The organism is Elusimicrobiota bacterium, assembly GCA_016706425.1.
Taxonomy (GTDB): Bacteria; Elusimicrobiota; Elusimicrobia; order FEN-1173; family FEN-1173; genus JADJJR01.
Map to the genome: position 1 here is coordinate 832,398 of JADJJR010000001.1, position 25,364 is coordinate 857,761.

Sequence of the window (25,364 nt, forward strand, 5' to 3'; positions counted from 1 at the left end):
GAGTTTTCTTTTGTCCTTGACGCCCCCCGGATCTTCAACAATAATGGGTTACCATGAAAATCCGGTTTTGGGGCACACGCGGCTCCATCGCGTCCCCCGGCCCTCACACCGTGAAGTACGGCGGCAACACCTCCTGCGTGGAGATTTCCGACGAGGAGACTCTGGCCATTTTGGACGCCGGCAGCGGCCTGCGGCTGTTGGGCGAGGATCTCCTGAGGCGCGCGGGGAAAAACGGCCGGATCGTGGGGCATCTCTTCATCAGCCACTTCCACCTCGATCACATCGTCGGGTTCCCTTTTTTCCGGCCTCTCTACAAACCCGGCAACGAGTTCACGATTTACGGCTGCGAGGGCACCGGCCGCAAGCTGGAAAATATTTTCGTCGGGCAAATGAGCCCCGAGTATTTTCCCGTCACCCTGGCCGAGATGCCGGCGCAGTTGAAGTTCGTGCAGATGACCACCCGGCCCATCACGCTCAACGGGTGGACCATAACGCCCGCTTACGTCAATCACCCCGGCCTGGCCCTGTCCTATAAAATCGACACGGGCCAAAGCAAAATCGTGTACATGACCGACAACGAACCGTTCCGTTACTTGTTGCGACGTCTCGGCAAACGGCAGGACGTGTTCGAGGACCTGGCCCGGGGCGAGGTCGATCTGGAGCGCGAGGATCTCATGCTGGTCGACCACTTGGCGGACGCCGACCTCTTGATCCACGACGGCCAATACACGGAAGAGGAATACAAGGAAAAAACCGGTTGGGGCCACAGTTTTTTCGAATTCGGACTTGAAATGGCGCTCCGCGGCAAAGTCAAAAAGCTCCTCTATTTCCATCACGACCCCGACCGCACGGACGCCGACCTGGACCGCATCGTCGAACGGATGCGGGCCCAGGCCATGGCCCGGGGGTCCGCCCTGCAGGTGGACGCGGCCCGCGAAGGGCTCGAACTCGAGTTCCCGTAACCTTTCCGGGATCCTCCGGAAAACGTAGACTCTCCGTCTATGAAGCCCCCCGTCATCGTCATCGCCACCCACAACATGGACAAGATGAGGGAAATACGAAAGATCCTGGGGCGCGGCGTCGGCGCGGTCAAGGGGTTGGTGGATTTCCCGCCCGCCTACACCGTGCGGGAAACCGGCAAAACCCTCGAGGCCAACGCGTTGCTGAAGGCGCGCAAGGCCGTCCGCCGCACGGGCGTCGCCGCGCTCTCCGACGATTCGGGTTTGGAAGTCGCCGCCCTGGGCGGCCGCCCGGGGGTGTATTCGGCCCGCTTCGCGGGGCCCGGGTGTTCCTACGCCGACAACAATCGCAAAGTCCTTCGCCTCCTGGGCGACCGCCCGGCCGCGCGGCGGGGGGCGGTTTTTCGTTGCGTGGTCGCCCTGGTGTTTCCCGACGGGCGTGAGAAATTGTTTCAAGGCCGTTGCCCGGGTCGCATCGTGCCGGCGTTGCGGGGCTCCCAAGGGTTCGGTTACGACCCGGTCTTTTTGCCCCGGGGGAAAAAGAAAACTTTCGCCGAAATGTCGCTGGCGGAAAAGAACCGGTTGAGCCATCGCTCCCGGGCCTTTCGAAAAGCCGCCGCGTATTTGAAGAAATGGGTCGGGTCCGGAGCGGGCCGATGATCGGCGCGGTGTTCGCCGGTCTTGAGCGTTTCTTCGGGGAAGGCCTGGCCCTGTGGGCGGTCCGCGCCCACGCGGTGTCCCTCGGGATCGTCGTCCTGGCCTTGGCGATTCCGCCCGCCCGTTGGTTTTGGGCTCGTTGGAAAGCCGCGCGCGGCGCGGGGTGGGCCCCCCAATGGATCTGCCCGGCCTGCGGTCACACCAACGCCCACGCCGATGGCGCCTGCGCGAAATGCCGCGCGGGGGGTGGAACCTCCCCGGGGCGATGGTTTCGAGGGTTGCCCGGCTTGGGTTGGTTGGCGGGGGGTGCGCGCGCCACGGCGTTCGTCCTGCGTGCAACGGGTTATGTGTTTTTCTACGGAATGACCTTGTTCGCCGCGAACCGGTTCCGGTTTTTCCAATTTGATCAAAAGCCGCTGCAAGAACTGCTCGGGGCGGCGGCCATGGTGTTGTTGGTGCTGGTTCTTTATTACGCCCGCCGGGTGGTGTCTTGGAAATGGGGGTCGCCCGTTTCGCGGGCCACGGATTTCCTCGTGATGATGTCCCTGGCCGGTGCGTTCTTGATCCTCTGGATTCTCTGGGCGGCGGCGCCGTTTGTCCGGGGCGAAGCCCTGGCGGTCCTGGCGGTGACCCCCGACGGCCAGCTCCGTGTTTGGCGGCCGCGCCGACGCGTCGGGCGGGTGGTGGAGAACCCCGAAACCGCGCGTTGGATCGTGCCTCTCCAATACGCGCGTTTTTCCTGGCCCCTGGTCGGCGTGGATCAAACGTTTTTGGTCCGGGTGGGCACCCACACCGTGATGTCCTGGGCGGGGGCGCGTCTGGTCAAATTCGGATCCGACCGCTGGGACGGGGATTCCCCGTGGCGTCCGCGGCTCACGACCGCCCGCCACACGTTGGAGGCCGCGGCCCCCGGGCTTTACGAGATACACCCGTCGTCCGTCGGCGAGGGAGTGGTTCTGACGCCCCGGGAGGCGGTTCAAAAATGAAGACGATTTTGGTGACGGGAGCGGCGGGTTTCATCGGGGCCTGGACCGCCAAGGCGCTGGTGGAGCGGGGCGAACGCGTCATCGGCGTGGACAACTTCAACCCCTATTACGACCCCCGCCTCAAACGCGACCGGGTGAAGGCCTTGATCCCCCGGGTCAAAATCCACGAAATCGATCTGGCCGATCGCGCGGCGCTGGCCCGTGTGTTCCGCGCGAATAAAATCGACCGGATCTGCCACCTCGGCGCCCAGGCCGGCGTGCGCTATTCCCTTCAAAATCCGTTCGCCTACGAAAACACCAACAATCTGGGAACGTTGAATTTGTTGGAAACCGCCCGGACGGCCGGCGTCCGCTCTTTCGTTTACGCGTCCTCGTCGTCGGTGTACGGCGGCAACCGCAAAGCGCCTTTTTCCGTCGAAGACGCGGTCAACCGCCCCCTGTCGCTTTACGCCGCGACCAAGCGCGCCAACGAGTTGACGGCGCACGTCTACCACCACCTGTACGGGTTTCGTTGCACGGGACTTCGGTTTTTCACGGTCTACGGGCCCTGGGGCCGGCCCGACATGGCGTTGTTTTCGTTCACGAAAGCGATTATGGAGGGTCGGCCCATCGAACTGTTCAACCGGGGAATAATGCGTCGCGACTTCACCTACATTGACGACATCGTCGCCGGGGTCTTGGCCGCCTTGGATCGGAACACGGGGTATCGCATTTATAATCTGGGGAATTCGCGGCCCGTGACACTGGGACAATTTGTTCGGGCCATTGAAAATTCTGTCGGACGAAAGGCCGTCAAGAAATTTCTTCCCCTGCAGCCGGGCGATGTCCCCGCGACCTGGGCCGATATCGATTCTTCGCGCCGGCGATTGGGTTTCCGACCCCGAATCGGCATCGAAGCGGGCGTCCAGCGGTTCGTGGATTGGTACCGCTCCTACTTCCGAAAGTAAAATTCTTGTAAAAAACTCTTGAAAAAAAAGCTTTCTGGGTTTACCCTGTTTGGGCAATGGAACCGAGTCTTCTCATTAAATGGTGGTGCCCGTATAAAAACCGCCCGGAATCGGTTGGTTTTGGCGAAAGTGGCGCATGCATAGCTTGCGAGGGGGGCTATGAAATTTAATCGTTTTTCATTCCTTGTCGGCGTTTTTACCTTCCTGGCCGGTCTCTCCGGCGCGGTCGATGGCTACCGTTTGGAAGGTCCCAAATCCTTGCCCGTGGGCGGCGAGGGGGCATTAACGGTGTTCCCCATGCAGGGCCGACAGGCCGATCCCACGCCCCACGATATCGAATTTACGAATTTGCCGGCGGGTGTGACCGTGGCCCCCGTTGATGCCCAGGCCGGTTGGACCGTTCGCGGTCCCACCGAATACAAAATTTCATTCAACACCGCCGTCCGTCCCGGGATGGTCGGCCTCGTGGTCCGGAACCGGGAGCGCCCCGCCGCGGCGGGGTCCTGGGTTGTGCGGGCCATTCCCGCCACGGCCCGGTTGGTGGTCACGCCCCTGCCCACCCGCGTGGGTGACCCGCGTCGCCGGGTCCGTTTGGTGGCCCTGGACGACCGCGGTTTGATCGCGGTGGATTTTCGGGACGAGGTGGTTTTGACCGCCAGCGCCGGGGCCCTTTTGAACGACCGGGTGCCCGCCGAACGCTTCGAAAACGGCGTCGCCGAGGTGGAAGTCGAGTTCCGGGGCGCTCCCCCGACCGGGTTGGTGCGCCTGACGGCGCGGGCGGCCTCGGTGCCCGTTGGACGAAAAGCCCCCCCGCGGGGCGAAGGCCGCGCGCCCCGAGGGGCCAAAGGGGCCAACCGGTGAGAACCCTTCGGCGCTTTGTTTTGGGGTTGTTGTTCACCACCGGCGCGGGCGCGGCCCACGCCGTCGTCGACCATTACATCGTCACCGCGCCGCTCGCGATCATGAAGGGCGACAGCGGCATCAATTTCACCGTCGATCCCCGCGACGCCGCCAATCTCCCCGATCTCAGCTCCCACCGCGTGCTCTTCGTCGTGCCCCCCGGGGTGACGGTCGAGGGCGCCGGCGGCACCGGTGACCCCGTCAACGGTTGGATTGTGGCGGGTTTGACGAATTTCACCGTCCGGACGAACGCGGTCGCCCCCGTCGGTTTCTTTGATTTGCGCGTGCGGGACAAAAACGACGCCAACGTGTTCGGGTTCCAGAGCGTGCAGATCGAGCCGACCGTCGTGTCCTTCGAATTGGTGCCGCCCCTGGTCCCCTTCACGGGCATGGCCGGCGTCGGGTTCAACCTTCAAGTGCGGGCGGTGGGTCCCGGGGGTGTGACCATCACGTCCTTCCGCGACGACGTCCTTTTGAGCGCCCAGATCGGCGATTTGTCGATCACTGTCGGCGGCGCCGGCCAACTCGTCAGCGGCGCCACTTTCATCAACGGGGTCGCCTCCATCGTGGTGACTTTGTTCGGGACGAACCCCGTGACCCGGCAGAACAACATCCTGGCCAACCAGGTGGAAACTTACGCGGGCCAGGCCGTGCCGGCCACGGGCATCACCTCGCCGCCTTTGACCATCGATCCCAACGTCTACGACCACATCCTCCTTCGATTCCCCGGTGAAACGCTGACCCCGGGGACGGGCGCGGGAAAAACCGGCGCGGCGGCCACCCAGGTGGCGGGCGCGGGCATCAACCCCGTCTTCGTCGACCTTGTCGACCAATGGCACAACCCCATCAACCCCGCGGCCAACGCCGGCATCTACCCCTTCAACATCAACTACGTGTCCTTCTTCGCCGGGGTCCCCCCCGACACGGTGCCCTTGCCGTCGGTGTTGGTCAACACCAACCAGGCGAACGTCAGCTTTGTGATGCGCGTCGCCGGCAACCACCTCATTCAAGCCACCGCCGGCGTCGAAGTCAGCCAGAGCATCGTGCCGGTGGTCAACTCCGCCGGGTTCCGGTTCAAAGTGACCCCGGACCCCATGCCCAATTCGGACGCCGTCACCCCCTTCATCATCACCGTCGAGGCGGTGGACATTTTTGACAACCCCCTTGTGGCTTACAACGGCACCGCGCTCGTCACCGCCGACAACTGCGCGGGGGCGCCCTTCGGCAACAACACCCTCGACACCGCCCCCGGCGTGCCCACGCCCGGCGCTCAAAACACCATCACTTTCGTGGCCGGCCAGTGGATCAACCGGCCGGTGCAGGTGTTCAAGGCGTCGAACCTCACCCGCCTTGTCTTTGTGGACGCCGGGGCGGGCTTAAGCGGCAATTCCACCTGTTTTGACAACGACGCCGGCGGCGCCGCCATGCTTCACTTCACGCTTCCCGGGCAGGTTTACACCCCCGGGGCCTTCCCCGGCAACTTGAACCTGCCCGCGACGCAGTCCGCCGGCGCCCTCATTTCGGCGGTCGTGCGCGTGACCGATTTAAGCTGGAACCAGGTTTCCATCCCGGTGCCCCAGCCGTTGACCTTGTTCATGGACAACACCGTGGGTTTCATCGACGTGCCCGGCGGACTGGTGATGCCCCCGGTGGGCGACATCACGGTCAACAACATACGTCTCCGCTCGTCCTCCTTCCGGCCGCTTTCGGCCGCGGTGCCCCAGGTGTTGCGGGCCCAGATCCCCGTGCCGAATATTTTGGGGAACAGCGACGGCATCACCGTCAATCCCGGCGCCTATTCAAACGTGGTCGTGGTCGCTCCGACCGAAACGCTTTCCCCCGGGAACCCGACGGAACCCGACGGCAAGATCAACTCCATATCCACCCAGGCCTTCAACGTCGGGTTCCCCATGCAGGTGTATTTGACCGACTCGTTTTTCAACCCCGTTCAAACGCCGCCCTACTCCGGCGCCTGGCCGAGCCTCCAATTCACCCTTCTGGGCGGGGGGGACATCACTTTCCCCGCCCCCAACCCCGCGCCCATGGCCTCGTCGCTGTTCTCGAGTTTGGTGACCTCCCGCAAAATGGGGACCAACACCATCGTCGTCACCGACACCCTCAACCCGGCGCGCAATTCCCAGGTGTCCATCGACGTTCAGCCGGGGGCCGTCACGCGTTTTGTTGTCACGCCCAACCCCGCCTCCGTCGTCCCGGACCCCATTCCCATCCAAACGGCGGGCGTTCCTTTCAGCATGACTTTTAAGGCCTTTGATGGTTTTGGCAATTTGGCCCGAAATTTTGGCGGGGACGTCACTTTGGAGTTGTGGGCGAACGGCGTTCCCGTTCCCTACGTCGGGGCCATTTCCCCCAGCTCGGTGACCTTTGTGTCGAACCCCATCCTCGGCGGCGAGGTGACCCTCCCCGTCACCGTCACCTTGGCCGAACCCTCCCTCGGGTTGGGGCCGGACCAACTTCAAATTCGCGCGTTCATCAACACGCCCGCCCTGCGGGAAGGGTTCAGTGCCTTCTTCAGCGTGAGAGAGGAGGCCATCTGGGACCGCATCGTCGTCACCCTGCCGGGGGAAACCCGACGTCCCGGTTTGGGTCTCACGGGCGTCTTTAAAGTGGGCAACCCGAATCCCGTGATGGCGGGGGATTCCCTGCTCGTGACGGTGACGGCCGTCGACCGGTTCGGGAATCGGTTGAACCAGGCGGATGTCGCCACGCTCACGCTCCCCACGCCGGGGGTTTTGGCCAATTTGGGGGCGCCCCCGACGGTGACGCTCGCGCAAGGGGTCGGCAACGCGGTGATTCAAATTTACACGGCCACCCCCGCCGCCGTGGTTCGGGGCGAGGTCATCTCCCAGGGGTTCGTCGCCACGTCCACCGTCCCCGTCACGGCGGGATCCTACGCCGCTGTCACGGGACGATTGTTGTTGTTGGCCCCGGGCGAAACGATAATCCCCGGGTCGCCGGCGTCCCCGGGGAAAAACACCGCCGCGATCCTGCCGGCGCAGGCCAACACCAACATCAACTTCCAAATTTTCGCCTGCGACCGGTTTTACAACGTCGACACGACCTACACCGGCAACGCCGTCAACCTGTCGTCCGATGACGGATCGGTCAGCCTCCTCAACCTGCCCATCGTGGCGGGGAGCGGCACCGTTCCCAGCGTCTACTTGACCGGAAATCTTCCCAACCCCTCGACCGTGCGGGTCACCGCGGTCGACCAGGGCGACACGAACAAGACCTCTTTTTCGGACGTCCCCGTCACGCCGGGGGCCACCTACCTGATCACCCTTCCACCGGCCGCTCTGGCCGGGGCCAATTTCCCCATGACCGTGGAACTGATCGACCCCCTCTCGGGACTTCCCATGGCGGGGGCGAATAACTCCTTCACGATGCAGGCCTTGACCCCCTTGGGGGCCCCGGCCACGGTGGCCCTGGGCGTGCCCCTGCAAACCTTGAATAACGGGGCCGTGGCCTTTAACCAGAGCTACAGCCACGTCGAGACCATTAAAATCAAGATCACCGACAGCTTTAACCGCGTCGCCTTGAGCGGCAACATCAACATCACGCCGAACGGATTGAAATATTTGGTCACCCTGCCGGCGACCTCGAGGACGACCGACGATATTTTTCCCGTCAGCGTCGGTCTCTACGACACCCTGCAAGACGCTTTCCCCATCGCCGATTCCTCCTACCAACACACGTTCAACGTTTTCGTTGAAGTGGGCGGCCTGCCCGCGGTGGGCAGCGCCCCCGTTTCGGCCGCCACATTGACGAACGGGGTGGCCACCTTCAACTTCAGCTACACCAAGGCGGAACACATCGTGGTGAAGGCCACGGGCGCCGTGGCGGGTTTTGTCGATATTTCCGGATTGGACGACATGGACATCACCGCCGGCGCCTACGTGAAGCTTCAGATTTTGGCCCCGGGCGAAGTCGCGCTCCCGGGCATCCCGTCCTTGACGGGCAAAGATTCCACGGGACTGGTCGCCCAGGCCGCCCGCGAGTCCTTCAGCGCGCAGGTGAACGCCGTGGACCGCTACTGGAACGTGGTGACCTCCCTCAACACACCGCTCGCCCCGAGCATCACGCTCACGGCGTCGGACGGATCGTCGATCCCCTCGGTGTTGGGGTTTGTGAACGGGCAGGCCCTGTTCGCCGGCATCGCCCTCAATTCCCCGCCCCAGGCCACCCTGACGGCCCGGGACACCGCCAACGCGGGCATTTTCCCGCAGTCGGTGGTGATTCCCTTGACCGGGCGTGTCTACCAAGCCGTCACCGCGACCCCCACGCCGCCCGATTATTTCAGCGGCCCGCCGGACTTTTTCGATGTCCAGCTGGAATTGGTGCGGTTCGACGGGGTCAGCACCGGGGCGATCGTGAACGGATTCTCCGGGGAGGTCACGGTCACTCCATTGACCGCGACCCTCGACCCCTTGCCCGTGACGAATTTGGTGATCCTCAACCCCCCCCTGCCGGACCCCCTGCGGCCCAACATGTTCAAAATGCTGCCCGCCGGCGTCATGACGGTGACGATGGCCTACAAAGTGGCCGAGGACGTCGTCCTGAAGTTTGTCGATGAGGACGGTTGGCAGGGCTTCAGCGCGCCCATTCCCTTCGTGCCCCGGAACGTCCGCTACGAAGCGGTGATCCCGGCGGAGTCCCGGGTCGGGCCTCCCGACAGCTTCACCATGTCGGTCGTGCCCAAGGACACCAACACCGGCACCGTGCCCAAGAACTGGACGTCCAACGTCAACATCGTCCCGGTGAGCCCCATCGGCACCCCGATCACGGGGGTGTTGCAGGTCGGCGCCGTTCTGGTGACCGGCGGGACGACCACGTTCCAGCAGGCCTTCTCCCAAGCGGGCGTGTTCCGCTTTGAATTACAGGACGGGCCCCGGCTCTCCACCACGGCGGCCATGAATTTCCTCCCCGGGCCCCTGGCGGCTTTGAACACGACTCTGCCGGCGACCCTGGAGGCCGGCACCACGCAGTCGGTGGACGTCACGCTCCTCGACGCCTTCGGGAACCCGATTCCGAATTTGCCGTTGGCGTTCCGCTTGAGCGACACCTCCTTCGGCGTGTTGTCCACGGCGAACGGGGTTTCCGACGTCAACGGCCAATCCTCGACGCAATTGACCGTCAACGCCCAAAAGGCAGGGTTGGTCGATTTCATCGCGGTGTCCAGCCCCTTCAGCGTGCGGCAGGCTTTCCGGGTGCTCGGCCCGCCCTTGACGACGTTCTCGGTGGGGGGCTACGGCGTTCCCGTGACCGCGGGGTACAGCCTCAAAACCGCGGACCCCATCACCCTGACGCCCGTCGTTCAGCCCGGCATGGTCCTGGTGGAAACCCGTTATTCCATCGACGGGGCGCCGTTCCTGGCCTACGTCGCTCCCTTCGCCATTCCGACCGTGGGCCTGCACACCATCGAATATTACAGCGTGGCCCAGTCGGCCCTGCTGCACACGGAGACCACCAAAACGGCCCGCACGGTGTTCGTCACGGCCGACACGGACCCCTCGGAGGGGTTGGTCAATTACCCGAACCCTTTCCGCGCCGGCACCGAGACGTTCCTGGAATTCAATCTCGCGGCGCCGGAGCCGGTGAAACTCACGATCTACGACATGATGGGCCAGTTGGTTTACGAGCGGGATGTCATCGAGGGTTCGGTCGGGGCTCAGGCGGGATTGAACCGGATCCCCTGGGACGGCCGCAACAGCGCAGGGGCGGTGGTCGCCAACGGCGGCTACGTGGCCATCCTGAAAGCCGGGAGTTCGACTTTTAAACGAAAGATCGCGGTGAAAAAATAATGGACAACACGATGCGGCGGTGGCTGGGCGCGGTGGCGTTGGTGGCGGCGGGATTGTCCGTCGTCCGGGCGGAAACGGTGTTCGGGGACGCCGGGGATTATTTGCGGCAGGGCGCCGGGGCCCGGCCCCTGGGCATGGGCGGCGCCTTCACGGCCGTGGCCGACGACGCCTCGGCGGAATACTGGAACCCCGCCGGGCTGGCTTTCCTGGACGAATACCAGTTGATCACCATGTACGCCCCCTACAATTTCGGCACCAACCTATACTATCTGGGGGTCGGCATTCCCCTGGGGCCCAACGGGTCCCTCGCGGCGTCGAACCTCATGCTGCGGTCCGACGGGTTTCAGGACCGCGACGCCCTCAACCAGCCCTCCGGGTCCAACCAATCGATTCTGCACAACGCGGCGTCCCTCTCCTACGCGCGGGCCTTCCGCGACCGCTGGTCGGCGGGCGCGCGGTTGCGGTTCCTTCAACAGAAAATTTTCTCGGCCTCCGGCAACGCCCTCGCCTTGGATTTGTCCGGCTACACCAAGCCCTGGAACGGTTTTTCCACGGGCCTGACCCTTAACAACCTCAACCGGCCAAAGATTACCGTCGATTCAGAGTCCGACGAATTCCGCCCCGCGGCCCGCCTGGGTCTGGCCTACCGGGCCCCCCGGGACAGGTTCATCGTGGCTTTTGATTTGAACAAAACCGAACGCCAAAGCGTTTATTACACCGCGGGGCTTGAATACGCCCCGACTCCCCTGCTAAGCTTACGGGCCGGCTGGGATGAGAAAAACGCCGTCACCGCCGGCATGGGGTTCGGGTTCCGTTATTTGAAATTTGATTACGCGTTTTCCACCCAACGGGACCTGGGGGACTACAACAAAGTCTCCCTGACCTGGCGGTGGGGGAACGTTTACCAGGCCAAGATCGACCCCGAAGGCATCGTGAAGGAAACGGAGTCGATCTATCTCGAGGGCCTGCGCAACGAGCTCAAGTTCCGGACCAATGTGCCGAAGTTCCGCGTGCACCGGTACGTGTTGGCGATCACGGACGCGATGGGCAAGCCGGTGCGCACGCTGTCGGAGCAGTTCTCGCCGCCGACCGTGATCCTCTGGGACATGATGGACGAGGGCGGGCGGCCGGTCAAACGCGGCAAGTACAAGTTTCTGTTCCGCGTGGAATACAAGAACGGCAAGACGTGGGAAGAGCGCGGGGGGTTCCGCCTCGATTACAAAACGAACCAGGTGCCGGATGTTGAAATCCGGATGAAGGGCGACGCGGAGGGGTTGGAAGGGGCGGACACGGCGACCCCGCCCGCCGCGGCCGCGCCGGCGCCGCAAGAGACGCCCGTGCCGATGGAGATGCCGAAAGAAGCGGACAACGCCCAAAGCGCCGGGGCGCCGACCCCGGCCGGCCCCGTCACCGGGGAAAACGCGCCGACGCCGGCGCGGTAGATGAACGAAGGAAGCGGAGGAACACCACGATGACTCACACGACCGTTCGACGATGGCTGGGCGTTTTGGCGTTGGTGGCGCCGTGGGCGGGGGTGCGCGCGGAGTTGATCAACCCGGACGCCGAGCGTCTGTTCGCCGTCATCGCCGGCGGTTTCCAATCGGGCAAGTACGAATCTTCCATCGCGGACGCCCGCGCCTTCCTGCGCCAGTTCGGTCGCGACCCGAAGGCCGTGTCCGCCCAATACATCAAGGCCGAATCCCTTTTCCGTCAAAACCGCTGGAACGACGCCGCCGCGGAATTCAAGGAATTCATCGACGCGAACGACAACCCGACGCACCGCGCGATGGTGATCAGCGCGCGGCTGCGGCTCGGCGAATGCCACTTCAACCTCAAAAAATATTTGGCGGCCCTGGACCATTTCGCCTGGGTGGAAAAGCAAAAGAACGCCGTCCTTCGCGCCGAGGCGTTGAAGGGAGCCGCCTACTGCTACCTCGCCCGCGGTGAGAAAAACAAGGCCGAGGTTTATTTCCAGCGATTGCTCCAGTCAAACCCGGGGTATTCCAACCTGCCCCCCATCGTGGTGCCCATGGCCCTGATTCATATGGAACGGGGGCGCTACCAAGACGCCCTGGATCTTTTGGAGCGCGCTCCGGCCGACCCGGCGTGCCTGTATTACCGCGGCGTGTGCCAGCGGCTTTTGAACCGGGTCATCGCCTCGGCTCAATTGCTGAAGGAAGTCGTCGACGGGGACACCACCCGGACCTGGACCGACCGCGGTCTGTATCAAATGGGCGAAGCCTATTTCCAGTCCAAAGAATACCCGCTGGCGTTCAGCTCCTTCAAACGGATTTACGACAAGGAATTGGAAAGCCCTCTGCGACCCTTCGCGCTCTTCCGCATGGGGTGCGTCAATTTCCAGAACGGCAACTTCGCCGCCGCCGGCCAAAACTGGGCGAAACTCGTGAAGGAATTCCCGCAAAACATTTCGGGTCCGGCCAGCCAGTATTTGCTCGCCGAAATCGCCCTGCGGCAAAACGAGCTGGGGCCGGCCATCACGGGATTCAGCGGCCTGGTCGCCCTTGACGATTACTCCATGGACGCCCAGTACAAGGTGATTTGGTCCCTGGCCGTGCAGGGGCAGTACGACATGGCGGTGTCCCGCGCCAACCGTTTTATTAAGGACTTTGAATGGGGCGAATTGCACGCCAAGACCTCCCTCATCAAGGGTCTTTGCCTGCACCTCATGAAAAAACGGACCGAAGCCATCGACAGTTACCAGTTCCTGTTGGACCGTTACCCCAACACCGCCTATTTCGAAAAGGCCCTCTACCTGATGGCCGTGGCCCTGGTGCAGGACCAGCGCCACGCCGAGGTCGTGACCCACGTCTACGCCATCCTCAAGAGCGCCCCCGCCAGCCCCACCCCGTGGCAGGCGCAAACCTACTACTGGGTGGCCGAATCCTATTTCAACATCGGGCAATTTGAGTTGGCGAAGCAAACCTACGAACTGTTGTTGAAGAACTACCGCGCGACCGATTTGGTGCCCAGCGCCACGCTCGGCATCGCCGCCAGCCTGGCCCGCATGGGCGATTACGACCGCGCCATCGAAATGCAGGCGCGCGCCCGCGAATTGTCCCAGGGGGCCGACGACCCGGAAGTCAAAAAGACCGCGCTGTTGGATTCCGGCGACGTCTATTTCAACAAGCGCGAGTACGAACGCGCGGTGGGGTTCTACGAGGACTTCATCAACAAATACCCCGACGACCCCCGCGCGGACCGCGCCCACTATCAGGCCGGACTGGCCCTTTACCGCCAGGAATTTTTCACCGAGGCCATCAAAAAATGGAGCGTGATCCTGGCCCGCTACCGCAACAGCTCCCTCGCGCCGGAGGCGAACTTCCAGGTCGCCCGCACCTACTTCGGCCTGGGCCAATACCAACAGGCCTACGGCTCCTTCCGCCGCGTCACCGAAATGTACGCGGGCACGCCGTTGGCGAAAGAGTCCCTGTTGATGATGGGCCAGTGCCATTACAACGCCGGCGACATCCCGCGCGCCATCGACCAATACAAGGCCTTCATGGAGAAGTACCCCGACGACGAAAAGACGGGCGAGGTGCAGGAACTCCTTCAAATGGCCTATTACAAGCAGGGGAAAAGCGGCGACGACCTGAAGGCCATGATCGCCCAATTTCCCCAAAGCAAGTTCACCGCCGACATCTATTGGGAACTGGGCGCCGAGGCCTACAACCGGAAGGATTACGACAGGGCCCTGGATTATTTCCAGCGGTTGATCCTCGACTTCCCGAACAGCACCCAGGCGCTCCAGGCCTATTATTACAAGGCGGATTCGTCGTTCCTGAAGGGGGACTACGAGGCCGCGGTGACGAACTTCAAGAATTTTATCGTCAGCTACCCGCAGGACGTGCTGGCGAAGGATTCGCGGTTTAAATTGGCGGTTTCGTACTTCAGCTTGAAGAATTACCCCGAGGCGGCCATCGCCTTTACGGACTTCATCGAAGCCCACCCCGGTGATCCCAAGGCCCGCGACGCGGCCGTCAATATCCCCGTCTGTTACGCCAAGGCGGGCCAGCCCTTCCAGGGCATTGAGGCCTACAGCAACTTCCTCCGCCGCTACCCCGACGATCCACAAGTCGCGGCGTCGATCCTCCAGATGGGCCAGTTGTACGAGGAGGCGGAGGATTACGTGAAAGCCGTGGACACCTACAAAAAGGTGCCCGGCGACAAGATGGAGATTTTCGAGGCGCTCTTCGCCCAGGGCCGTTGCTACAAGAAGCTCAAGGCGCCCACGGAAGAAAAGGCGGCCTACGAGGCCCTTCGGCGGCTGACGCCCCGGGACAACAAATTCCGCCTCGCCGGCCTCGTGATGTTGGGCGAGATGCTGGAGCTGGAAGGGGCCAAGGATCAGGCCGTCGCAATTTACCAGGACATCGCGTCCTACAGCCCCAACGCCGAATGGCGTCAAGTGGCGCAAGAAAAGATTCGCGAATTGAAGGGCCGTTGAGCTTCGTTTTGACGCTGGACATCCAAGGGAGGAACGCATCATGATGCAAATGGGCTTCAAAGAGTGGTTCATGGTGAACCCGCCCATCATCAGCACCATTTTGATTTTTTCGGTGTTGTTGGTGGCCTTTTCATTCGAGCGGATGTGGATTTTTCGTCGGGAAGCCACGTTCCCTCGGGAGCTCTGGGAGCGCATCGTGGGCTTGATCCGCGAAAAGCGCCTTCGCGACGCCATCGCCCTTTGCGAGGTGTCCTCCGGGGTGTTCTCCAAGGTCTTCAAGGCCGGCCTCGAGGGGTCCCTGGTGTCCCGCCTCGACGCCGAGGACGGCATGGTCATTGAAAAGGAAGAGGGCCAGGAAATCCTGCGCAAGCGGGTGGGCCTCTTCGGGACCATCAGCTTCATTTCGCCCTTGATCGGGTTGTTGGGCACGGTGTTGGGCGTGTTGCGCGCCTTTCACGACCTCGCCAAGTCGGGGTCGGGCGGCCCGTCGGTGGTCGCCGCCGGTATTTCCGAGGCGTTGATCACTACGGTGGCCGGCCTCGTGGTCGCCGTGCCGGCGGCCATGATCTACAACTATTTTAACTTCCGTCTGCGCGCCGTTTTGGTGGAAATGAACACCTACGGCCAGCGGCTCCTCCTATCGATTTTCGGGGAAAAACGGTAGGAACATAACGGCCCCCGGGGTGTCTTATTAAACAGCCATGAAACGCTCCTCGATTGAAAAAGGCGAAGGCGAAGATATCAGCGAAGTGAACGTCGTGCCCCTGGCCGACGTGTCGCTGGTGTTGCTGATCATCCTGATGCTCATCACCCCCATGGTCATGCAGTCCATGATCAAGGTGTTCGCCTCGCGGGGGGCGGTGGCCGTCGAGGCCGACCGCACGGTCAAGGAAAAGCCCCTCTTCCTGGAAGTGCGTCCCGAGGCCTACGTTCTCAACACCAACCCGCTGACCACCGAATTGCAATTGCTGGCGAACTTGCGGGGGGAGCTGTCCCGCAAGGACGACCGCACGGTCATCGTGACGGCGGCCAAGGGGGTCACCCACGGGCGGATGGTGACCGCGCTGGACATCGCCAAACAGGCCGGGGCGGAGAAGCTGTCGTTGGTGAAAAAGGCGGCCAAGTCATGAAGAAAGTCCGCGACCAAAGCGGCTCGGGCGGGATTTCCGGCATCAACATCACCCCCATCATCGACATCACGCTCGTTCTTCTCATTATCATGTTGGTGGCCGCGCCGGTCATGAACATCCCCAACATGGAAGTGGAACTGCCCGAGGCCTACACCTCCGAGACCAAAGAGCTCAACATATCGATTTCCCTCGGCACCGACCTGCGGGTGGCCGTGGACGAAAACATCGTGCCGATCACGGAGCTCCCGCGCACGCTCGATCGCCAGCTCAAGCTCAAAAAGAACCCCATCGTCATCATCCGGGCGGACCGGTCCGTGCCCTACAGCGAAGTGGAAAATTTGATGGAATTGATTAAGGTGAAAACCCGGGCCAAACGCATCGCCGTGGCGACGAAACAGCGTCCGGGCACCGCCCTGGCGGCCAACCCGTGACGGCCCTCGAGCTCAACGACCACGTCTTCGGCAAGCCCCGGGAGATGGTTTTCCTCGCGGCGGCGCTGATTCTGCACGCGCCCTTGTTGTTTTGGAAGGCGCGCCCGGACCTTGGCCCCACGGGGGATCCCATCGTCGGCGTCGATTTCGTGATCGAGGAAGAGGCCAAGCCGGAACCCGAACCGCCCCCGGTGAAGAAAGAAGTCGAGGAGCCCAAGCAAACGTTCTTCAAGAAGATTCAACAGAAGATCGGCCTGGCCAGCAAGCCGGTGTCGATGGAGAAATTCCTCCAGCCCACCCCGGAGCCCGCCAAACTGGCCGGCACCGGCAGCGCCGGACCCATTTCGACGGCGAAAAAAATCGAATCCATTTTGGGGTCCGACCGGTTGTCGGACAAGACCCGCACGGCCGGCTCCCTGGCCGGCACCGTGGACGTGTCCAACATCAAATCCCAGGCGACCCTGGCCCCCGGCGGCATCGGGGCCGGCCCCCTGGTGGCGGGCGGCGGCACCTTGAAGGAAAAATCGAACACGGCGTTCCGCGTCGGGGCGGGGGATCTTCCCTTCGCCGTCAAGCGCGCGCCCGAGGGGGAACTGCCCGCGGGCCTTGAGGACGCGCCGCGCATCGCCGTGGGCGCCCGGAGCGACAAGGGCATCAAGAAGATTTCCACCGGCTTTTTCGGCACCGGCGGCGGCACCGGCGGCGGCGACGGCGCCGGGCACGGTTCCGGCGGGGGCGGTGGCGCTTTGACCGACAAGGGCGGCGGCACCGGCACCGGTCTCTCCGGGGTGGGCGGCGCCTTCGACGGTATTCCGAGCGACGTGTCGGGCGGTGGCGGACGGCAAAGCGGATCCCTCTCGGGCATCGGCTCCGGCGGCGGGGGCGGCTCCGGGACCGGCGGGGGAAAATCCCCCTTTGAGATCACCGGCCCTCTGTCCGGTCGAAAGATTTTGTATCTTCAGTTGCCGCCCTATCCCGATTGGGCGAGGGAAAAGGGTCTCATCGCCACGGTGTCCCTGCGGTTCTACGTGTTCCACACCGGGGTCGTGAAGAACAACATCACGGTGTCCCGCTCGTCGGGCTACCAAAAATTGGACGACGCGGCGCTGAAAGCGTTGTCCGAGTGGCGATTCGAGCCCCTGCCCTCCTCCCAGTACGGACAGGAACAATGGGGCTTGATCACTTTCAAGTTCCGGGCGCTTTGAGGCGTTCAAGGAGAACCGCATGAGACTTCTCGCGAGAATCTTGGTGGTGGTGATGGCTCTCAACGGGGGCGCGCTCCGTGCGGCCCCGGCGGCGACCAAGGACGGGGCCAAGCCGGCCGCGGCCAAAAAAACCGCGCCGACCACCAAAAAGGCGCCCACGCCGCCGCCCCCGGATCAGCCCGCCCCCTCCGCCGCGGCCCCCGCCACCGGCGGAGCCAGCGAGAACCTGGGTTCTTACGAGGTGACGGGCCAAGCCAAAGACAAAGTGCTTATCGAGAAATCCTCCCCCGAAATAAAATTGGACGTCAAAGAGATCGTGGATTCGGTGACGGACAAGACGGAACAGCTTTTGGAGCGGCCCCGAACCATTCCCGACCAGGAGGATTACGACCATTTCGACCGGTTGACCTCCAACCAGACCGCCCGGCCCTGGTTGCCGGACCTGGCCGAGCCCCCGCTCATCAGTTTCCAGCCCGCTCCGCCCAAAACCACCGTCACCGGTTGGCGGTTGGAAGTGACCAACGACCTGGGGGAGGTCATCAAGATCATTTCCGGCAAGGGCAACCCGGTCAAGGAGATCGTCTGGGACGGGATCGACGCCAAAGGGCAAATGATCCGCGTGGCCGCGGCCTATTCCTTCCGCTTCATCACCATCGACGAATTCCAAAACACCCACACGACCCTGGGGAAAGCTTTTACCCTCCGGCATTTGAAATACCAGGACAAACGCAACGTCATCGTTGAGATTTCTTCGAAATTCCTCTTCAAGGACGAAAAAGTTTCCATCGACGCCGTGCCGATTTTGGAGCGGACGCTGGATGTCCTGCGCGAATATTCCACTTACCCCTTTTCCTTGGAATTCCAGACCGAGGCCCCCCAGGGGGACCCGATCAAGGAACGCCAGCGCCGGCTGACGGACAAAATCACCAAGGATTTGCAATTGCCTCCGGACAGCGTCAAATACACCTACAGCCCCATCAAAGACCGGGGAGAAGTCACCCGTTTCGTCATTCGCCTCCGTTGATCCCCCCGCGGGACGGGTTTCCTCTCGTTCCGTGAATCATGACGTCCGTCATGTTCGTCCTCTTCAATAAGATCTATATAGACCTTAGCGTCCAACTGTTATGGGGGAAAAATGAAAAACATTTTGAAATCAATTTTGGCGGTTTGGGTGGGTTTGGGGTTGGCGGTCCCGGGATCCTGGGCGGCGGAGGCGAAAGAGCTTTCCTTGGACGATTTGGGTTTTCAGGCCGACCAAATGAAATCGGACCCCGCGATGCAGGCCCGACTTCATAAACGCTCCCGCATGTTAAAGACCCATCAGATCCTTGGGTTGGTGACGGCCGTGCCCATCCTGGCGACGGTGATGACGGCCCCGGAATTTGAAGGCGGCAACCCCGCGGACGTCGAGTCGGAAACAGACACCCACAAAATGCTGGGCATCGCCTCGGGCGCCATGTACTTGACGACGGCGGGGTTCGCCCTGGCCGCGCCCGAAGGGGAAACCGCCGGGCGAAACAAAGGTTTGACCAAACTGCATAAAGCCCTGGCCTGGGTTCACTTCCCGGCCATGGTGGCCGCCCCGATCCTGGGGTACCAAGCCTACAAACAGGCGGAAAAAGGCGAGAGCATTCACGGTTCCGCCAAATACCATCGGGAAGTGGCGGGGGTCGCCGCCGGTTCGTACCTGGCGGCCATGCTCGTGATGGTCTTCAACTTCTAATCCCCGCCCCCATGCGCCGACTCTTGCTGCTGTCGTTTTTGGGTTTTCTGTCCGTCGTGGCCCGGGCGGAAAACTGGGTTTTGCAATCCTCCACCCTCACCTACCGCGTGACCCATCGGTTGCACAAGGTCGAGGGAACGAGTCGCCTTTCCCGAGGGAAGGGCCTGTGCGACGCCGGGGGATGCCAATTCCTCGTGGCCGCTCCGGTCAACAGTTTCGACTCGGGCGACACGAACCGCGACCTGCACATGATCGAAACCACCCGGGGCGCGACTTTCCCGATGGTCAAAGTGACCGTTAAAATGCCGGCGGTTCCCGCGGGGGATTCCTTCGCCGCCGACCTGGGCATTGAATTCTCGGGTCAAAGCCACACGTACAGGGCCGTGCCGTTCACTGTCGTCGGCCGCGCCAACGGGGGGCTGACGTTCAAGGGCGTCGTTCCGTTGAACGTGGACGATTTCAAAATTCCGAAACCGTCGCTCCTCGGCATGGCCATCAAAGCCGAGGTGCCCATCGACGCGGAGATGACCTGGGCTAAACGCTAAACCGCACATTTTGTTCCTCGCGCCCCGGCTGTATTAAACGGCCGGGGCGCGATGTTTTTAAAGCTATAATCCTTATTTCGGGGTGCCCTCGCACAAACCGCGAGGACTACCCTGGGCAATATGGTCTTAGAGTGACCGGGGTGTAGCTCAGTTGGCTAGAGCGCCTGCGTGGGGCGCCGTGTGCCGGGGGCACACGTATGGCGCGGACGGCTTCAGCCGTCCAGGGCGACCAAAGCGGTTAGGCGCTCATAAGATTTTTCGGGGTGCCCTCGCACAAACCGCGAGGACTACCCTGGGCAATATGGTCTTAGAGTGACCGGGGTGTAGCTCAGTTGGCTAGAGCGCCTGCTTTGGGAGCAGGAGGCCGTGGGTTCAAGTCCCTCCACCCCGACCAGTTTCAGTTCAAGAAAAGGGCCGTGGGCGGAAGCGCTCGGCGGAACGCCGAGGGCCTGAATTTGGGGGTGTTCCCCGCCGTGGGGCGGGGGAGCCCAGCGGAAGCGCTCGGCGGAACGCCGAGGGCCTGAATTTGGGGGTGTTCCCCGCCGTGGGGCGGGGGAGCCCAGCGGAAGCGCTCGGCGGAACGCCGAGGGCCTGAATTTGGGGGTGTTCCCCGCCGTGGGGCGGGGGAGCCCAGTTCAAGTTCAGTCACCCCGACGTTTTTTATTCTACAATCCCGCTCCCTTACCCATATCCATGCTCAACGTTCAAGACCTCCATAAGGCCTTCGGCCAACAGGTCATTTTTGACGGCGCGTCGCTCCAAATGAACGCGGGGGACCGCTACGCCCTCATGGGCCCGAACGGGGCGGGGAAATCGACCCTTTTTCGCATCCTTCGCGGAACCGACACGCCGGACGACGGGGTGATCTCCTACCCCCGGGGTCTTAAGGTGGGTTATCTGCCCCAGGAGACCGCCGACATCGGCGACGGCACCGTAATCGAGGAAACCCTCGCCGCCTTCCACGGGGACGCCGACCCGGCGACGGCGGAGCGCCGCGGGGCGGAGGCCAAGAAAATCCTCATGGGCCTGGGCTTCCGCGTTTCGGATTTCGACCGCGCGGCCACGGCCCTGTCCGGGGGCTGGCGCATGCGCATCGCCATCGCCCGCCTTCTGCTGGAAGACCCGGACCTTCTGCTCCTCGATGAGCCCACCAACCATTTGGATTTGGACTCGCTTCTTTGGTTCCAGAACAAACTGCTGGAGAGCAAGTCCACCCTTCTTCTGATTTCCCACGACCGGGCCTTCGTGAACGCCATCGCCCACGGCATTTTGGATTTGCGGGAACGCAAGCTCAACAAATACCCGGGCGACTACGAGAATTTCCTGGCGGCGCGGGAGCGGGAGGAAGAGCAGCGCTTGGAGGCCTACAAACGCCAACAGCGGGAAATCGCCGACGCCCAGGAATTCATCAATCGCTTTCGAGCCCAGGCGGCCAAGGCGCCCCAGGTGCAGAGCCGCATTAAATGGATCGAAAAACAGGTGTTGATCGAAATTCCGCCGGAAATCCGCAAGGTCAAGATCAACTTTCCCCAGCCCGAGAAGCCCGGCGTGCGGGTTCTGTCCCTTCAAGGCATTCACAAGGCCTACGGGGACGTGAAAGTCTACGAGGGTCTCGATTTCGAGTTGGAACGGGGGCAAAAGGTGGCCCTGGTGGGCCCCAACGGGGCGGGCAAATCGACCCTGTTGAAGATTTTGGCGGGGGTCCTTCCTTTTGAAAAGGGGGAACGCGTCCTGGGTTTGAACGTCAAAGCGGGGTATTTTTCCCAACACCGTTGGGAATCCCTGCGCCCCGACCGCACGGTCCTTCAGGAGGCCATGGACACCCGCCGCATGAACCCGGACCTGCTGGTCCGCACGATTTTGGGCACCTTTTTGTTCCGGGACAACGCCGTTTTTAAACAGGTGGCCGTGCTGAGCGGGGGGGAAAAGAGCCGCCTCGCGTTGGCAAAGCTGTTGTTGGACCCCCCGAACCTGCTGCTATTGGACGAGCCGACCACCCACCTCGACATGTCCAGCGTGGAGGCCCTCGTGGACGCCCTGCGGGATTTTCCGGGGACGCTGGTCTTCATCAGCCACGACCTTTATTTCGTCAACGCCTTGGCGACTCACGTGGCCCACGTGGACAAGGGCCGGGCCCGGCTCTACGCCGGCAACCACGACGATTTCCTCCGCCAGGCGGCCTACGCCTTTTCCTCTTCGCCCGCCGATGACACTTCCCCGCCCAAGTCGCCCGGTCAAAAAGGGACGGAGGTCTCCTGGGTCAAGGGGTCGGCGGAGGACCTGCGGCGCCTCCGGGAGGCCGAAAAAGAGCGTTCCAAACGCCGCAAAAAGATCAACCAGAAAATACGGTCGTTGGAAGAGGAAATCGCCGATTTGAACGGCGATTTGAGCTCGGTTTTCATTCAAAGCGACTACAAGAAGTTGATGGAGCTGGACCAGGCCCTCAAGGGCCGGGAAGCCGAACTGGCCGAAGCCCGGGCGGCCTTGGCGAAAGAAGCCTAAAAACTGGTATAATAAGAAAGATATGCCGGACGCCTCCCCATCGGGGGAGAGGGTCCCCTCCAAGACAAATCTCTCAACCAAACGAGGGCCGTTTGAAATCCAAATTTGCGCTGTTTGCGTTCCTTTTCATCCCCGTGGTGGGCGCCGCGGCCCCGCCGATTCTCGACTTGATCGACGTGCCCACGGCCGAAGTGGTCGACCGCTACGGCTACGACGCCTCGTTTCGCTTTTACGGCGGCGGCGGGATGCTGGCCAAGGGTACTTTCGGCGTTTTTTCGCGGTTCAACATGGGCCTGGGAATCGACACGGAGGGGTTCATCGGCAGCGGTTCCGCCGATTTCAACACCCCCACGATCCACGCCCGGTGGCGCGTTTTTGACGGGCGCCGCTACTGGCCGGCCATCGCCATCGGTTACGACGGCCAAGGCGCCTACTACAACGACAAGGAAGGCGAGTACCGCCTTCCGGAAAAAGGCGTCTACATCGTGGGCTCGGGGGAAATCCTCGTGCCCAATTTGAGCCTTCACGCCGGCGTCAACAAATTCGGGTTTCAAGACGACGGGCTCTACGGTTTCGCGGGGTTGCGCTATTCGTTTCAAGACATTCTGGGCCTGCGAGCGGAATGGGACAACGTCCACCACATGGAAGACAGCCGAGTGAACGCCGGCGTCGAGGTTTGGGTCTCGCCCAGTTTTTCGGTGGAGTTCGATTTTCGCGACCTGTTGGGCCCCGGTTACGACCGGGAGCGGATGGTGCGCCTTGCGTATTCCGGAGGGTTTTAGCCCGGCGAGAGCCGGCCAAAACGATCAAGGATGGTGACGGCCATGGCCGAACACACCTCGACATTTAAGGGATTTGATTTCGAAAAGCCCCTCCTCGACCTGGAGGAGCAGATCCAGGCTTTGGAAAAAACCGCCCAGGCCAACGAAGGGGTGGATATTGGCGGGGAAATCGGCGCCCTGCGCCAGCGTTTGGAGGAGTTGCGCCGCGATATTTACGGCAAGCTCACCCCTTGGCAACGCGTCCAGATCGCCCGCCACCCCCGCCGCCCCTACACCCTCGACTACATCGCCCGCGTCTGCACCGATTTCATCGAACTCCACGGCGACCGCCACTACGCCGATGACAAGGCCATCGTGGGCGGCCCCGCCTACATCGACGGCCAGGCCGTCGTGGTGGTCGGGCACCAAAAGGGGCGCACCCTGCAAGAGTCCATGGCGCGCAACTTCGGCATGCCCCACCCGGAAGGCTACCGCAAGGCCCTGCGCCTCATGCGCATGGCGGCCAAGTTCGGGGCCCCGATCGTGGCGTTCATCGACACCGCCGGCGCCTACCCGGGCATCGGCGCCGAGGAGCGCGGCCAGGCCACGGCCATCGCCGAGAATTTACGGGAAATGGCGGGTTTCGCGGTGCCGATCGTCTGTTGCGTGATCGGCGAAGGCGGGTCCGGCGGGGCCCTGGCCATCGGCGTGGGCGACCGCCTCTTGATGATGGAAAACGCCTGGTATTCGGTGATCTCCCCCGAGGGGTGCGCCTCCATCCTGTACCGCGACGCGGCCCGGGCCGCCGACGCCGCCCGCGCCCTCAAGATCACGGCGACCGATTTGAAAGATCTCTCCATCGTCGACGAAATCGTCGCGGAACCCCTGGGCGGCGCCCACCGGGACATGGACGCGACCGCCGCGGCCCTTAAGAAAGCGATTTTGAGCCATTTGGCGGATTTGAAAGGCCTGTCGGCCGAGGCGCTTCTGGAGAAGCGGTACCAGAAATACCGCGTGCTCGGGCGGTTCGATGTGGAAGAGGGCAAGAAGCTCAAGGCCGCGCCCCGCCGCAAAAGCAAAGCCGCGACGCAAAAAGCCGAACAATCTTGATCCGCGCCCGGGGCCGGGTCTTTCGCCCCGCGGGGCGGGACCGGCCGGTCCGGCACGGAAATTAAACGGAGGATTCACACCCATGAGCAGTGTCGTCGAAGCGCCCAAGAAAAGTTCCATCGCCGAGTTGCTCGGCAAAGACGCCGAAAATCTTTTGACCTACAAGGCCAAGGTGCCGGCGTCCCGCCTGCACCTGCCCGGAGCCGACTACGTCGACCGCGTGTGGACCGCCTCCGACCGCTCGCCGGCCGTGCTCCGCCACCTTCAGAACTTATTGAACACCGGCCGCCTGGGCGGCACGGGGTACGTGTCGATCCTGCCCGTGGATCAGGGCATCGAACACTCCGGCGGCGCCTCCTTCGCGCCCAACCCGGATTACTTCGACCCCGAAAACATCGTCAAGCTTGCCATCGAGGGCGGTTGCAACGCCGTCGCCTCGACCTTCGGCGTGCTGGGCGCCGTGGCGCGCAAATACGCCCACAAGATTCCCTTCATGCTCAAGATCAACCACAACGAGCTCATGTCCTTGCCGCAGGTCCCCGACCAGACGCTCTTCACCAAGCGCGTCAAGCAGGCCTACGACATGGGGTGCACCTCCCTGGGCGCCACCATTTACTGGGGCTCCCCGGAGAGCCGCCGCCAACTGCAGGAGATTTCGGAAATGTTCTCCGAGGCCCACGCGTTGGGCATGTTCACCGTGCTCTGGTGCTACGTCCGCAACAACGCCTTCAAAACCGCCGACAAGGACTACCACGTCTCCGCCGACCTCACGGGCCAGGGCAACCACCTGGGCGTGACCATCGAAGCCGACATCATCAAGCAAAAATTGGCCGAAAACAACGGCGGCTACAACGCCGTCAAGTTCGGCAAGACGAGCCCCAAGGTCTACTCGGACCTGACGACGGACCACCCCATCGACCTCTGCCGCTACCAGGTGTTGAACTGCTACGCCGGGCGCGCCGGCATGATCAACTCCGGCGGCGAATCGAAAGGCTCCTCCGACTTGGCCGACGCCGTGCGCACGGCCGTCATCAACAAGCGCGCCGGCGGCATGGGCTTGATCTCCGGCCGCAAGGCCTTCCAGCGCCCCTTGAAAGAGGGCGCCGCCCTGTTGCAGGCCATCCAGGACGTCTACCTGGACAAGTCCGTCACCATCGCTTAATCCACTGTTCAACACCTCCCCGGCCCCCCGCGGGGCCGGGGAGGTTTTTTCAAACGAGGTCA

General features: G+C 62.8%; 19 protein-coding genes and 1 tRNA gene. All 20 read left to right on the plus strand.

Annotated features, from left to right (window positions below; all coding sequences use genetic code 11):
• Window positions 1-53 precede the first annotated feature (53 nt).
• The 20 genes from IPI56_03480 to IPI56_03575 all read left to right on the plus strand — a co-directional run bounded on the left by IPI56_03480 (window position 54) and on the right by IPI56_03575 (window position 25,302).
• Window positions 54-962, plus strand: coding sequence for an MBL fold metallo-hydrolase (locus IPI56_03480; protein MBK7544802.1), 909 nt, complete (start codon window positions 54-56; stop codon window positions 960-962).
• Window positions 963-1,001: 39 nt separating this feature from the next.
• Window positions 1,002-1,619: an RdgB/HAM1 family non-canonical purine NTP pyrophosphatase gene (rdgB, locus tag IPI56_03485; GenBank protein MBK7544803.1), complete on the plus strand. Its 618-nt coding sequence runs from the start codon at window positions 1,002-1,004 to the stop codon at window positions 1,617-1,619.
• Complete coding sequence (locus IPI56_03490) at window positions 1,616-2,602, plus strand: hypothetical protein (GenBank protein MBK7544804.1); 987 nt, start codon at window positions 1,616-1,618, stop codon at window positions 2,600-2,602. The genes rdgB and IPI56_03490 overlap by 4 nt, the downstream gene beginning before the upstream one ends.
• Window positions 2,599-3,549 carry an NAD-dependent epimerase/dehydratase family protein gene (locus IPI56_03495; GenBank protein ID MBK7544805.1) on the plus strand — a complete coding sequence of 317 codons (951 nt, stop codon included), beginning with the start codon at window positions 2,599-2,601 and terminating at the stop codon, window positions 3,547-3,549. Before IPI56_03490 ends, IPI56_03495 begins: the two co-directional genes overlap by 4 nt.
• Before the next feature lie 159 nt (window positions 3,550-3,708).
• Window positions 3,709-4,410: a hypothetical protein gene (locus IPI56_03500; GenBank protein ID MBK7544806.1), complete on the plus strand. Its 702-nt coding sequence runs from the start codon at window positions 3,709-3,711 to the stop codon at window positions 4,408-4,410.
• The gene (locus IPI56_03505) at window positions 4,407-10,268 is read left to right on the plus strand and encodes a T9SS type A sorting domain-containing protein (GenBank protein MBK7544807.1); all 5,862 of its coding nucleotides are present in this window, start codon (window positions 4,407-4,409) and stop codon (window positions 10,266-10,268) included. The genes IPI56_03500 and IPI56_03505 overlap by 4 nt, the downstream gene beginning before the upstream one ends.
• Window positions 10,269-10,279: 11 nt before the next feature.
• Window positions 10,280-11,710, plus strand: a complete 1,431-nt coding sequence (locus IPI56_03510; GenBank protein MBK7544808.1) for a PorV/PorQ family protein — start codon at window positions 10,280-10,282, stop codon at window positions 11,708-11,710.
• Between the two features lie 29 nt (window positions 11,711-11,739).
• Complete coding sequence (locus tag IPI56_03515) at window positions 11,740-14,733, plus strand: tetratricopeptide repeat protein (protein ID MBK7544809.1); 2,994 nt, start codon at window positions 11,740-11,742, stop codon at window positions 14,731-14,733.
• Between the two features lie 40 nt (window positions 14,734-14,773).
• On the plus strand, window positions 14,774-15,397 hold the full coding sequence (locus tag IPI56_03520; protein MBK7544810.1) for a MotA/TolQ/ExbB proton channel family protein: 624 nt from the start codon (window positions 14,774-14,776) through the stop codon (window positions 15,395-15,397).
• A gap of 37 nt (window positions 15,398-15,434) precedes the next feature.
• On the plus strand, window positions 15,435-15,863 hold the full coding sequence (locus IPI56_03525) for a biopolymer transporter ExbD (protein MBK7544811.1): 429 nt from the start codon (window positions 15,435-15,437) through the stop codon (window positions 15,861-15,863).
• Entirely contained in the window at window positions 15,860-16,294 is a 435-nt protein-coding gene (locus IPI56_03530; protein MBK7544812.1) for a biopolymer transporter ExbD, read from the plus strand. The genes IPI56_03525 and IPI56_03530 overlap by 4 nt, the downstream gene beginning before the upstream one ends.
• Entirely contained in the window at window positions 16,291-17,499 is a 1,209-nt protein-coding gene (locus IPI56_03535; GenBank protein ID MBK7544813.1) for an energy transducer TonB, read from the plus strand. The genes IPI56_03530 and IPI56_03535 overlap by 4 nt, the downstream gene beginning before the upstream one ends.
• Before the next feature lie 19 nt (window positions 17,500-17,518).
• Window positions 17,519-18,523 carry a hypothetical protein gene (locus tag IPI56_03540; GenBank protein ID MBK7544814.1) on the plus strand — a complete coding sequence of 335 codons (1,005 nt, stop codon included), beginning with the start codon at window positions 17,519-17,521 and terminating at the stop codon, window positions 18,521-18,523.
• Window positions 18,524-18,634: 111 nt separating this feature from the next.
• Entirely contained in the window at window positions 18,635-19,222 is a 588-nt protein-coding gene (locus IPI56_03545) for a hypothetical protein (protein MBK7544815.1), read from the plus strand.
• 11 nt (window positions 19,223-19,233) lie between these two features.
• Window positions 19,234-19,767 carry a YceI family protein gene (locus IPI56_03550; protein MBK7544816.1) on the plus strand — a complete coding sequence of 178 codons (534 nt, stop codon included), beginning with the start codon at window positions 19,234-19,236 and terminating at the stop codon, window positions 19,765-19,767.
• Between the two features lie 317 nt (window positions 19,768-20,084).
• A tRNA-Pro gene (locus IPI56_03555) sits at window positions 20,085-20,161 on the plus strand.
• 299 nt (window positions 20,162-20,460) lie between these two features.
• Window positions 20,461-22,269: an ABC-F family ATP-binding cassette domain-containing protein gene (locus IPI56_03560; protein ID MBK7544817.1), complete on the plus strand. Its 1,809-nt coding sequence runs from the start codon at window positions 20,461-20,463 to the stop codon at window positions 22,267-22,269.
• A 92-nt stretch (window positions 22,270-22,361) separates the two neighbouring features.
• Complete coding sequence (locus tag IPI56_03565; protein MBK7544818.1) at window positions 22,362-23,051, plus strand: hypothetical protein; 690 nt, start codon at window positions 22,362-22,364, stop codon at window positions 23,049-23,051.
• 42 nt (window positions 23,052-23,093) lie between these two features.
• Window positions 23,094-24,140 carry an acetyl-CoA carboxylase carboxyltransferase subunit alpha gene (locus IPI56_03570; GenBank protein MBK7544819.1) on the plus strand — a complete coding sequence of 349 codons (1,047 nt, stop codon included), beginning with the start codon at window positions 23,094-23,096 and terminating at the stop codon, window positions 24,138-24,140.
• Window positions 24,141-24,222: 82 nt separating this feature from the next.
• Entirely contained in the window at window positions 24,223-25,302 is a 1,080-nt protein-coding gene (locus tag IPI56_03575; protein ID MBK7544820.1) for a class I fructose-bisphosphate aldolase, read from the plus strand.
• Window positions 25,303-25,364 lie beyond the last annotated feature (62 nt).

Excerpts from the sequence above, each read along its gene's own strand:
- IPI56_03480 (MBK7544802.1), top strand. The coding sequence starts at position 54 with ATGAAAATCCGGTTTTGGGGCACACGCGGCTCCATCGCGTCCCCCGGC.
- rdgB (MBK7544803.1), top strand. The coding sequence starts at position 1,002 with ATGAAGCCCCCCGTCATCGTCATCGCCACCCACAACATGGACAAGATG.
- IPI56_03490 (MBK7544804.1), top strand. The coding sequence starts at position 1,616 with ATGATCGGCGCGGTGTTCGCCGGTCTTGAGCGTTTCTTCGGGGAAGGC.
- IPI56_03495 (MBK7544805.1), top strand. The coding sequence starts at position 2,599 with ATGAAGACGATTTTGGTGACGGGAGCGGCGGGTTTCATCGGGGCCTGG.
- IPI56_03500 (MBK7544806.1), top strand. The coding sequence starts at position 3,709 with ATGAAATTTAATCGTTTTTCATTCCTTGTCGGCGTTTTTACCTTCCTG.
- IPI56_03510 (MBK7544808.1), top strand. The coding sequence starts at position 10,280 with ATGCGGCGGTGGCTGGGCGCGGTGGCGTTGGTGGCGGCGGGATTGTCC.
- IPI56_03515 (MBK7544809.1), top strand. The coding sequence starts at position 11,740 with ATGACTCACACGACCGTTCGACGATGGCTGGGCGTTTTGGCGTTGGTG.
- IPI56_03520 (MBK7544810.1), top strand. The coding sequence starts at position 14,774 with ATGATGCAAATGGGCTTCAAAGAGTGGTTCATGGTGAACCCGCCCATC.
- IPI56_03525 (MBK7544811.1), top strand. The coding sequence starts at position 15,435 with ATGAAACGCTCCTCGATTGAAAAAGGCGAAGGCGAAGATATCAGCGAA.
- IPI56_03530 (MBK7544812.1), top strand. The coding sequence starts at position 15,860 with ATGAAGAAAGTCCGCGACCAAAGCGGCTCGGGCGGGATTTCCGGCATC.
- IPI56_03540 (MBK7544814.1), top strand. The coding sequence starts at position 17,519 with ATGAGACTTCTCGCGAGAATCTTGGTGGTGGTGATGGCTCTCAACGGG.
- IPI56_03545 (MBK7544815.1), top strand. The coding sequence starts at position 18,635 with ATGAAAAACATTTTGAAATCAATTTTGGCGGTTTGGGTGGGTTTGGGG.
- IPI56_03550 (MBK7544816.1), top strand. The coding sequence starts at position 19,234 with ATGCGCCGACTCTTGCTGCTGTCGTTTTTGGGTTTTCTGTCCGTCGTG.
- IPI56_03560 (MBK7544817.1), top strand. The coding sequence starts at position 20,461 with ATGCTCAACGTTCAAGACCTCCATAAGGCCTTCGGCCAACAGGTCATT.
- IPI56_03570 (MBK7544819.1), top strand. The coding sequence starts at position 23,094 with ATGGCCGAACACACCTCGACATTTAAGGGATTTGATTTCGAAAAGCCC.
- IPI56_03575 (MBK7544820.1), top strand. The coding sequence starts at position 24,223 with ATGAGCAGTGTCGTCGAAGCGCCCAAGAAAAGTTCCATCGCCGAGTTG.